At 78.2% G+C, this 10,368-nt stretch carries 8 protein-coding genes; 2 read left to right on the forward strand and 6 right to left on the reverse strand.

What is annotated here, in order from left to right; all coding sequences use genetic code 11:
• Both NL142_RS01445 and NL142_RS01450 read left to right on the forward strand, forming a co-directional pair.
• Positions 1 to 1,209, forward strand: coding sequence for a dipeptidase (locus NL142_RS01445; protein WP_435080671.1), 1,209 nt, complete (start codon positions 1 to 3; stop codon positions 1,207 to 1,209).
• Positions 1,206 to 2,075, forward strand: a complete 870-nt coding sequence (locus NL142_RS01450) for a GNAT family N-acetyltransferase (RefSeq protein WP_435080672.1) — start codon at positions 1,206 to 1,208, stop codon at positions 2,073 to 2,075. The genes NL142_RS01445 and NL142_RS01450 overlap by 4 nt, the downstream gene beginning before the upstream one ends.
• On the opposite strand, the gene NL142_RS01455 is transcribed toward NL142_RS01450, so the two are convergent.
• The 6 genes from NL142_RS01455 to NL142_RS01480 form a co-directional block, all read right to left on the reverse strand.
• Entirely contained in the window at positions 2,009 to 3,751 is a 1,743-nt protein-coding gene (locus NL142_RS01455; RefSeq protein ID WP_435080673.1) for an ABC transporter ATP-binding protein, read from the reverse strand. The genes NL142_RS01450 and NL142_RS01455 overlap by 67 nt on opposite strands.
• Positions 3,751 to 5,553: an ABC transporter ATP-binding protein gene (locus NL142_RS01460; protein WP_435080674.1), complete on the reverse strand. Its 1,803-nt coding sequence runs from the start codon at positions 5,551 to 5,553 to the stop codon at positions 3,751 to 3,753. The genes NL142_RS01455 and NL142_RS01460 overlap by 1 nt, the downstream gene beginning before the upstream one ends.
• A complete protein-coding gene (locus NL142_RS01465; protein WP_435080675.1) occupies positions 5,550 to 6,326 on the reverse strand; it encodes a class I SAM-dependent methyltransferase in 777 nt (258 codons plus the stop codon). Before NL142_RS01465 ends, NL142_RS01460 begins: the two co-directional genes overlap by 4 nt.
• The gene (locus NL142_RS01470; protein WP_435080676.1) at positions 6,323 to 7,165 is read right to left on the reverse strand and encodes a thioesterase II family protein; all 843 of its coding nucleotides are present in this window, start codon (positions 7,163 to 7,165) and stop codon (positions 6,323 to 6,325) included. Before NL142_RS01470 ends, NL142_RS01465 begins: the two co-directional genes overlap by 4 nt.
• Before the next feature lie 97 nt (positions 7,166 to 7,262).
• Positions 7,263 to 9,203, reverse strand: a complete 1,941-nt coding sequence (locus tag NL142_RS01475; protein WP_435080677.1) for a Gfo/Idh/MocA family oxidoreductase — start codon at positions 9,201 to 9,203, stop codon at positions 7,263 to 7,265.
• A complete protein-coding gene (locus tag NL142_RS01480; RefSeq protein ID WP_435080678.1) occupies positions 9,200 to 10,345 on the reverse strand; it encodes a saccharopine dehydrogenase NADP-binding domain-containing protein in 1,146 nt (381 codons plus the stop codon). The genes NL142_RS01475 and NL142_RS01480 overlap by 4 nt, the downstream gene beginning before the upstream one ends.
• Positions 10,346 to 10,368: the final 23 nt, after the last annotated feature.

The raw sequence follows: 10,368 nt of genomic DNA on the forward strand, positions 1-10,368 counted from the left end.
ATGACGGACGCACCCGCCCCCTCGCCCGCGCTCGCCGACCGCGTCGCGCGCCTGCTCGACGCGCAGGGGATCGTCGACGGCCACGACGACCTCGCCTGGGCGCTCCGCGAGCGCGCGGTGCGGGAGGGCGGGCCGAGCGCGTCCGTCGCCGACGACGTGATCGCGCGCCTCGCCGTCGAGGATGCTGTGCCCGGCCTGCACACCGACCTGCCGCGCCTGGCGCGCGGCCGGGTGGCGGCGCAGTTCTGGTCGGTGTGGGTGCCTGACCTGCCGGGCATCGACCCCGTGCGCTCGACCATCGAGCAGATCGACGTGGTGCGCCGCCTCGTCGCCGCGCACCCGGACCGGCTCGCGCTCGCCGTGACCGCGGACGACGTCGAGCGCGTCGTCGCGTCCGGACGCATCGCGTCGCTGATGGGCATGGAGGGCGGCCACTCGATCGGCGGATCCCTCGGCGCGCTGCGGACCATGCGCGCGCTCGGCGTCCGCTACATGACGCTCACGCACAACGCGAACGTGGCGTGGGCCGACTCCGCCACCGACGCGCCCGTGCACCACGGGCTGAGCCCGGCGGGCGAGCGCGTCGTGGCCGAGATGGAGCGGATCGGCATGCTCGTCGACCTCTCGCACGTGTCGGCCGACGTGATGCGGCACGCGCTGCGGATCGCCCGCCGGCCCGTGCTGTTCTCGCACTCGGGGGCGCGCGCCGAGTGCGACGTGCCGCGGAACGTGCCCGACGACGTGCTCGCCGCGCTGCCGGAGAACGGCGGCGTCTGCATGGCGACGTTCGTGCCGCAGTTCGTGTCGCCCGCGGTCGCGGAGTGGCACGACGAGACGCTGGCGCTCGCGGTGGCGGAGGGCGTGGATCCGCGCGACCACGAGGGCGTGCAGGCCGTCGCCGCCCGCCGGCCCGGGGAGCGGCCGCGCGCGACGCTGGCCGACGTCGTGCGGCACGTGGAGCGGATCCGCGAGGTCGCCGGCCCCCGGCACGTGGGCCTCGGCGGCGACTACGACGGCGTCGACCGCACGCCCGACGGGCTCGAGGACGTGTCGCGCTACTCGGCGCTGATCGCGGCGCTCGCCGAGCGCGGCTGGTCGGACGACGACCTCCGCGCGCTCGCCGGCGGCAACGCGCTGCGCGTGCTGCGGGCGGCGGACGCGGACGACGAGGTGTCGCGGGGCGCGGCGGACGCGGGGGCGCTGGCGTGAGCGTCGACGCCGGATCCGGAGCAGGCGCCGCCGCCGTCGCCGCCATGGACCCGCGCGCCGCGGCCGCCCTGCTGGACGACCTCGCCGAACGCGGCTGGCCGGCGGAGCACCGCGAGCGGCACGGCGGGTGGATCCTGCGCGCGGCCGGGGGAGTGACGAAGCGCGCGAACTCGGCGCTCCCGGCCGGCCCCGTCGCCGATCCGGACGCCGCGCTCGACGCGGTCGAGGCCTTCGCGCGCGACCACGGCATCGACGCCTGCGTGCAGGTGTCGCCCGCGTCCGAGCCCGCGGACCTCGCGTCCCGGCTCGCCGCCCGCGGCTACGTCGCCGAGGCGCGCACGCTCGTGCAGGTCGCCGACGCCGCCGCGGTGGCGGAGCGGCTGGCGGGCGCGCGAAACGCGGATCCCGCGCTCGCCGTCACGGTCGCCGACGCTCCCGACGACGCCTGGCTCGACGCGTGGTGGAGCGTCGACGGGCGCGGCGGATCCGCGGAGCTCGCCGTCGCCCGCGGGATCCTCGAGCGCGGCCCGTCCGTGTACGCGGCCGTGCGCGACGGCGACCGCGACGGCGACCGCGTGCTCGCCACCGCGCGGCTCGCGCTCGTGGGCGGCTGGGGCGGGCTCTTCGCCGTAGCGACGCGCCCCGAGGCCCGACGCCGCGGGCTGTCGCGGGCCGTCATGGGCGCGGCGGTCCGGGCCGGCGTCGAGCGCGGGATCACCGACCTCTGGCTGCAGGTCGTCGCGGAGAACGACGGCGCTCGCGCGCTCTACGACGGCCTCGGCTTCCAGACCGCGTCGCGCTACGAGTACTGGGCCCGCACCCGCCAGCCGTCCGCCGCGACGACGTCGGCGAGGAACCCCGCGTAGACGCCCGGCTGCCCGGCCAGCTCGTCGTGCGTGCCGCGCTGCACGAGGCGGCCGCCGTCGAGCACGAGGATCTCGTCGGCGCTCCGCACGGTGTCGAGCCGGTGCGCGATCACGAGCAGGGTCCTGCGCCCGCGCAGGAGCCGGATCGCCTCGGCCACGGCCGCCGCGCTCTCCGCGTCGAGCGCCGCCGTGGCCTCGTCGAGCACGACCACGGGAGCGTCCTTCACGAGCACGCGTGCGATCGAGACGCGCTGGCGCTGGCCGCCCGACAGCTGGCGGCCGCCCTCGCCCACGGGCGTGTCGAGGTCGAGGCCGTCGCCGAGCGGCAGGCCCGCGCGGCGGAGCGCATCGGCCACGGCCGCGTCGCCCGCGTCCGGATCCGCGATGCGCACGTTGTCGCCGAGCGTCCCCGCGAGCAGATGGACGTCCTGGAAGACGGTGGACACGTGCGCGGCCACGTCGGCCAGCGCCATGTCGCGGACGTCGACGCCGCCGATCCGCACGGCCCCGCCCGTCACGTCGGCGGCGCGGGCGATGAGCCGCGCGACCGTCGTCTTGCCGGATCCGGACGGCCCCACGAGCGCGGTCATGCGGCCGGCGGGCAGCGCGGCGTCGAGGCCCGAGACGGCCTCGGTCGCGGATCCCGGGTAGGAGAAGGACACGCCGTCGAGCTCCACGTCGGCACCGTCGGGCACGCGCGTCATGCCGGGCTGCGGCTCGGGGATGGGGGCGGCGTCGAGGATCCGGGCCACGGCCCCGAGGTCGCGCCGCGCGGCGCGCACGCCGACCGCCAGCTCAGCCGCCTGGCCCACGAGGTCGGCGGCGTGGAAGACGAGCACGAGCGTCGCGACCGTGCGCCCCGGGTCGACGGGGCCGCCGAGCACGCGGGTCGCCGCGATGGCGAGCGCCGCGACGAGGACGACGCGCATGACGGCGCCGAACGCGACCAGCCCCGCGACGGTGCGGCCGATGAGCGCGCGCGACGCGGCGCGGTGCCGCACGAGGATCGCGTCGACGAGGCCCGCGTCGCGCCCGGTGCGCCCGTGCGCCCGCAGCACGTGCTGCGCCTGGGCGAACTCGACGACGCGCTCGCCGATCCCCGAGTCGGCGTCGGCGCGCTCGGCGTCGGCGCGCGCCACGATCCGGCCGCCGACGCGGAGGGCCAGCACCAGGACGGGCGCGAGCACGAGGAGGGCGACGCCGAGCGGGGGATCCAGCACCAGGAGGGACGCCGCGATGACCGCGGGCACGACGGTCGCGGTGATGAGCGGCCGCAGCAGGTAGGCGGGCACGCCCATCGACGCGAGCACGCTGCCGCCCGCCGCGGCCGCGAGCTCCGCGCGGTGGGTGGCGTCGAACCAGGCGAGCGGCAGGCGCACCACGTGGTCGCCGATGCGGTGGTGCAGCGCGTTCGCCGCCCGGACGCCCGCCCCGAACGCGGCCGACTGCGCTCGGGCCTGCACGGCGAGGTGCGCGGCGGCGAGGAGCAGGAAGAGGGCGATCCACGGCCACGCGGACGCCGGATCCGGGCCGAAGAGGCGCTCCAGCACCGGCACGAGGGCCACGACCGCCGCGCCGTGCAGCACGGACGCCGCCGCCATCCGCGCCACGACCGGGCGCAGCTCCCGCTCGCCCTCGGGCCCCAGGGTGCGCCGGGCATCGTCGATCGCGCGCATCAGCGCACCTCCTCATGGGTCGCGCCGGGCGCGGGTCCGGGCGCGGTCGCGCCGGAGCGCAGGAGCCGCGCGTACAGGCCGTCCCGGGCCAGGAGCTCCGCGTGCGTGCCCTGCTCCGCGACGCGGCCGGCCTCCATCACGACGATGCGGTCGGCGTGCTCCACCGTCTCCAGCCGGTGCGCGACGACCAGCACGGTCCGGCCCCGGGTCGCGGAGGCGAGCGCGCGTTGCATGCGCGCGGCCGTGCTCGGGTCGGCGTGCGCCATCGGCTCGTCGAGCACCAGCACCGGGCAGTCGGCCACGAGCGCGCGAGCCAGGGCGACGCGCTGGGCCTCGCCGCCGGAGAGGCCGCCGCGCGGATCAAGCACGGTGCCGTACCCGTCGGGCAGCTCGTCGATGACGTCGTCGACCTGCGCGATCCGCGCGGCGGCGCGCACCTCGTCGAGCGACGCGTCGGGGCGTCCCAGCCGGAGGTTCTCGAGCGCCGTGTCGCGCAGCAGCACCGTGTCCTGCAGCACGCAGCCGACCTGCGCGTGCCAGGCCGACGGGGTCGCGTCGCGCACGTCGACGCCGCCGAGCTCGAGGGCGCCGCGGGTGGGCAGGCGCAGGCGGGCCACGAGGGCGGCGAGCGTGGACTTGCCGGAGCCGGACGGGCCGACGACCGCGGTCACGGATCCCGGGGGCAGCTCGAGGTCGACGTCCCGGAGCGCGTCGCGCTCGCCGTCGTAGGAGAAGCAGACGCCGCGGAGCACGAGGCCGGCGCCATGGCGGGCGTCGGGCTCGCGGGGCTCGGCCACGTCCGGCTCGACGGGCGCGCGCAGCACCTCGTCGACGGCCCTCGCCGCGTCGACCGCGCCCCGGATGGCCTGCGCACGCGGGCCGATGACGCCGACGGGCGCCGCCATCGCCGGCGCGAGCAGGAGGAAGGGGGCGAGGTCCGCGGCGGGCAGCGCGCCGGACGCGACCATCGCGCCGCCGACGGGCACGACGAGGGCGAGAACGCCGATGGGCGAGACGGTCAGCCAGGACGCGGTCGTGGCCGCCGTGGTGCGCGCGACCCATGCGCCGAAGAACGCGGCGAACGCGTCGACCGCGCGCAGGTAGCGCGCGTGGGCGCGGCCGGGCCGGCCGAAGGAGCGCACCACCTGGATCCCGTCGGCGAACTCCACCACGCTGCCCGCGATCTCGGCCGACGCGCGCCCGTACTCCGCCATGGACGACATCGCTCCCGCCATCGCCCGCGCGAAGAGCACGACGCCGGCGACGAGCGGCAGGAGGCACACGAGCGCGAGCGGCACGTCGAGCGCGAGCAGGTAGACGAGCGACGCGATGGTGACGACGACGAGCCGCGTGACGTCGAGGAGCGTGTGCGCGACGAGCGCGTGCAGCGCCGCCACGTCCTGCTGCACGGCCTGGCGCACCTTGCCGGCGTCGTGGTCGTCGAACCAGGCGAGCGGGACCAGGCCGAGTCGCGCGACCACGAGGCGCCGGAGGTCGAGCTGGAGGTCGGCGTCGGCGAGGTGCGTGAGCGTGTCGGCGGACGCGGCCAGCAGGAGGCCCGCGATGCCGGCGACGGCGGCGAGGACCACGCCGCCCCACGCCGGGGGACCTCCGGGGTCGGCGACCGCGGCCCGGCCGATCTCGGCGACCGCGACGACGGCGACGAGCCCGCTCGCGGAGGCCGCCGCCTGCAGCAGCACGGCCGCCGCCAGCCGGCCGCGGACCGCCCGGACGGCCCCGGCCACGGTCGCGGGGGGATCCGTCGCGTCGGCCGCGTCCGGGGTGTCGGCCGCGTCCGTCATCGGCCGAGCACCGCGACCTCGGTCGCCGCCTCCTCGGCCCCGCCGCGGAGCACGGTCCACGACCGGCCCGCCTCCCGGGCGAGCGTCGCCTGGTCCAGGCTGTGCCATTCGTATCCTCCTCGGACCTCGCGTACCGTCCTCGCGCCGTCGAGCACGAGCCAGCGCGTGGTGAAGCGGGTGGCGCCGTCGCGACCGGGCTCGGCCGTGGTCCACCACTCGTAGGCCTGTGTGCCGATGCGCTCCCGCAGGAGGCGCGTCGGCGGCAGGGAGCGCGCGCTCGTCCCCATGAGGTCGACCACGATCACGCCGCCGGGGACCAGGCGCTCGAGGCAGCGGCGCCACAGGTCGGCCCGGTCGTCGCTCCCGAGGTGGCCGGCCACGCCGATGAGCACGACCGCGCGGATCCGGTCGGGCAGCACGAGCTCCTGCGCCGTCTCGGGGCGGATGGTGACCCGGCGGCGGAGGGCGGGATCCTCGTGCACGCGGCTGCGCAGCACGGCGCGCATGACGGGGGAGGGCTCCGCGGCGAGGATCGGCGCGCGGGGCACGAGACGGGCGAGCAGGCGCGTGACGCGGCCGGTGCCCGCGCCGAGCTCCACGACGGTGCCGGGGTCGGCCTCGGCCTCGCCGTGCGCGGCGGCCGCGGCGTCCGCACCCGCCGGGACGACCGCCAGCGCCTCGGCGAGCACGCCCGCGAGCGCCTCCGTGTGGCGCCGGGCGACGAGGTCGTAGAACTCCGCGCCGGGGGAGTAGTCCTGGAGCTCGAGCGTCACGGGAACATCGCCTGCGCGTCGGCGGGGAAGGCGAGCGCCGGATCCAGCAGCGAGACGATCGCCTCCACCACCTCCGCGGGCCGCTCGGCCAGGTAGAAGTGGCCGCCGCGGAACACGCGGAGGGCGTCGCCGCCGTCGGAGCCGTCCGCGTCACCGCCCTCGGAGCCGGAGCCGTCGTCGCCGCCGCCGCCGAGCAGGTGCCACGCCTCGGCCTCCGCGGGCCGCAGCTCGGGATCCGCGTCGCCGCTGAACACGCTCACCGGGCAGCCTGGTCCCGGGCCGGGGGCGGTGCGGTGCGTCTCCACGAGCCGGTAGTCGTCGCGGAGGCAGGCGAGCACGGTGCGGCGCATGTCGTCGTCGGCGAGGATCTCGGGCGCGGTCCCGGAGTGGCGCTCGAGGTCGGCGAGGAGCGCGGCGTCGTCCTGCCGGTGCAGGGTGCCGCCCCACCGCACGGTCGGAGCGCGGCGTCCCGACACGACGAGCCGGGCGGCGGGGCGGCCACGCGCGGCGAGGACGCGCGCGGTCTCGTAGGCGACCAGCGCGCCCATGCTGTGGCCGAAGAGCACGACGGGCAGGCGCTCGGGCAGCGCGTCGACGGCCGCCGCGACGTCGGCGGCGAGCGTGTCGAGATCGGGGCTCAGGGGATCGCCGTAGCGGTCGCCGCGGCCCGGGTACTGCACCGCGAGGACCTCGACGCCCCGCGGCGCGAACGGCGCCCAGCCGCGGTATGCGGACGCCGCGCCGCCCGCGTGCGGCAGGCACACGAGGCGGATGCGGGCGTCAGGCGCCGCCGCGATGCGCCGCAGCCAGCCGCCCTCGTCGCGCGGGGTCTCGATCATGGTGCGGCTCCTCGCTGCGGGGTGGGTCGGGAAGGAGCGTAGCCCTTGTTGAGAATCATTCGCGACAAGGGCGCCGCGCGGTGTGGAGGGAGGCGCGTCACCCGGCGGGCGGATCCGCCGGCCGCGGCACGAGCGCGCCGAGCGGCAGCGACGCGCCGGCCGCGGCGGGCAGGCGCACGAGGTCCATGCCGGCCTCGCGGGCGAGCTCCTCGAGGCCCACCGGATCCCAGGAGAACGCGTCGTGCACCTCGCGCTCCCGGCCCCCGGGCTCGCGGCTGAGCCAGCGCGTGCGCAGGTCGAGCATGCCGCCGGGTGCGGGATCCGCCCGGAACCACCACTCGACCTCGTCGTCGCCCACGCGCGTGCGGGCCAGCCGCGACTCGGGCACGCGCGCCCCGGGCTCGAGCCCCATCGTCTCGACGATGACGACCCCGTCCGGCAGCAGCCGCTCCGCGATGCGCTCCCAGAGCCGGGCGCGCTGCCCGGCATCGAGGTGGCCGAGCACCCCGCAGAGCAGCACCGCGGCGATGCGGTCGGGCAGGTCGAGGTCGGGCGCGGATCCGGCGGTCACGGTGACGCGCTCCTGGAGGCCGGGGGCGTCGAGGATCCTCGCGGTCAGCACCGCGCGCAGCGGCTCGGACGGCTCGGCCGCCACCACGAGCGCCTCGGGATGCGCGCGGGCGACGGCCCGCGCGATGACGCCCGTGCCCGCCCCGATGTCGAGCACGGGCGCCGCGGACAGGTCCCGGCCGTCGAGGAGGCGGCAGACCGCGGCCGCCGTGAGCTCGGCGTGCTCGGCGGCGGCGAGGTCGAAGAGCTCGGCCGCGGGGCCGTAGGGGTCGGCGTGCGCCGGATCGCCCGGGCCCGGACCCGGGCCCGCGTCGGCGGCTGGGCCGGACGCCCCGTGCCCGCCCGCGGGTGCCGCCTCCGCCGCGGGCAGGATCGCCGCGGCCGTCACGCGCGGCGGCTCGCCCGGCCGGATGCTGCGCGGCGGACCGAGCCTGCGTGTGAGGTCGACCCACGCGCGCGCCATCGTGATGTCCGCCTGCGCCGCGCGGAGGGCGTCGCCGTCACCCGAGCGGATCTCCGCCACGAGCTGCCTGAGCGCGTGCGCCACCGCGTCCGGCCACACGTCGTCGAAGAGGTCGCCCGCGGTCGGGGCGGGCGCGTCCGGCCACGCGGAGAGGCGCGGCAGGGCGCGCCGGGCGGGATCCCCGTCGAGGTCGAGTCGGCCGGCCGCGTCGCGCCGGGTGTGCAGCGCGGGGCTCCAGGTGACGGGCCCGTGCACGTCGGCGAGCGTCAGCACGCCCGCCTCCGACGCGAGCGCGATGCGCGGCCAGAGCAGCGCGTGGTTGTCGCGGTCGGCGGGGTGCAGCTCGTCGTGCACGCGCAGCGAGAGCGGGATGCCGCCGACCACGCCCTCGACGGCGGTGAGCGGCGACGCGCGCGCCTCCAGCGCGGTCAGCTCGCGCGGGCGCTCCACGGGATCCGCGAACGCCCACGGCCGGAGCCCGCCGACCGCCAGGCCGAGGATGTCGACGAGCGGCTGCAGCAGGTGGACGGGACCCGCCGCGTCCACGTGCACGATCGGGCTCCTGGCCCGCAGCCGCTCTGCCGACGCGAGGAAGCCGCGGGTCGCGCGGACGTGCCGGTAGTGCGTCGAGAGGCGGTAGCGCACGCCGGCCGTCCGGGCCGCCCGGGCGGCCGCGGTGATCTCGTCGGGGTGGGCCGGGTGCTCCTGCAGCACGTGGATCCCGCGGGCGAGGAGCGCCAGCACGAGCTCGGATCCGGGCCCGCCCTGCACGGCAGACCCCACGGCGACGGAGGCCAGGTCGACGTGGGCGGGCAGGTCGGCGACGTCGGTCCAGAGCGGCACGCCGTGCTCGGCCGCGAGGGCGCGGGAGGCGTCGCCGCCGCGCGCGAGGATGCCGGCGAGCCTCAGGCCGGGGACGAGCCCGACCGCGCGGAGGTGGATGCGGCCGAAGCCCGTGCCGCAGACGACGACGCGCAGCGGGCGGTCGGCGGCGTCGTCCGTCACAGGTCCTCCTCCACCATCTCGCCCGCGTCGCCGGCGTCGTCGATGCGGGTGACGGTGCTCGCGCCCGAGGCGACGACGAGGTCGAGGACGCGCTGCGGATCCAGCACGTCGTGCGCGAAGCCGACGCCCGGCGGCACGGCGCCCGCGCGGATCTCCTGCACGGTGATGGCCGCGAGCCGTCCAGCGAGCACATAGCTGTCGTCGCTGTGCAGCACGATCGCGCGCTCGACCGGAGCGCCCTCGTCGTCCGTGCCGTCGACGGAGACGGCGAGCACGTGGAACGGCCGGTTCCCGAGCAGGTCGAGGTCGCCCGCGCGGATGAGGGCGTCGGCGGCCGCTGCTGCGCCGTCCTCTCCCGCGAGCAGCGCGGGCAGCCGATTGAGGGCGTCGCGCACGGCGGGCCCCGGGTGCACGTTCCACCACCGGGCATCCGCGAACCCGCGCCCGCGCGCGATCCGCTCCGTCTCCGCCGACAGGTACGGCTGCAGCGCGACCCGGCCCGCGAAGAAGGGCGCCGTCGCGTCCTCCTCCGCGCGCAGCGCGCGCTCGACGCGTCGGCCGCCGGACCACGCGGCGAGCGGCGTGCCGTACGCGGTGGATCCGGGGCCGCCGGCCGCGAGCGACAGCGGCACGTCGAGCGCGACCCCGGGGGAGCACGCCTCGACGCCGCCCACCCAGCCGCGCAGTCGGAGCGGACCGCGCAGCCCCTCGGCGACGAGCCGCGGCAGGAGGCCCGAGAGGCCAGGGACCACGCCCGTCGACACGACCGCGCGGTGGCCGTCGCGCGCGGCGTCCGCGGCGAGACCGCGCGCGACGAGGCCCGCGCGCACGGGCTCCTCGCCGCAGACGTCCACGTAGTCGGCGCCCGCCTCGAGGGCGGCGGCCGCGATCCGGTCGCCGAACGCGAAGGCCGGCGCGGCGCAGTGCACCACCACGTCTGCCCCGTGGCAGAAGCGCGCGAGCGCGTCGTCGTCCATGAGGTCGACGGTCACGGTCTCGACCCGGCCGCCCGCCTCCTCGGCGAGCTCGCGGAGCGGGGCCTCGCGACGGCCGCCGAGCCGGAGCGGCTCGTCGGACGCGGCGCGGAGGGCGAGCACCGCGGGACGCCCGACAGCACCGGACGCCCCGATCACCGCGATCACGCGATCACCGCCTGGCGCGTGAC

This window comes from Clavibacter quasicaliforniensis, assembly GCF_051201715.1.
In the GTDB taxonomy this organism is placed as follows: domain Bacteria; phylum Actinomycetota; class Actinomycetes; order Actinomycetales; family Microbacteriaceae; genus Clavibacter; species Clavibacter seminis.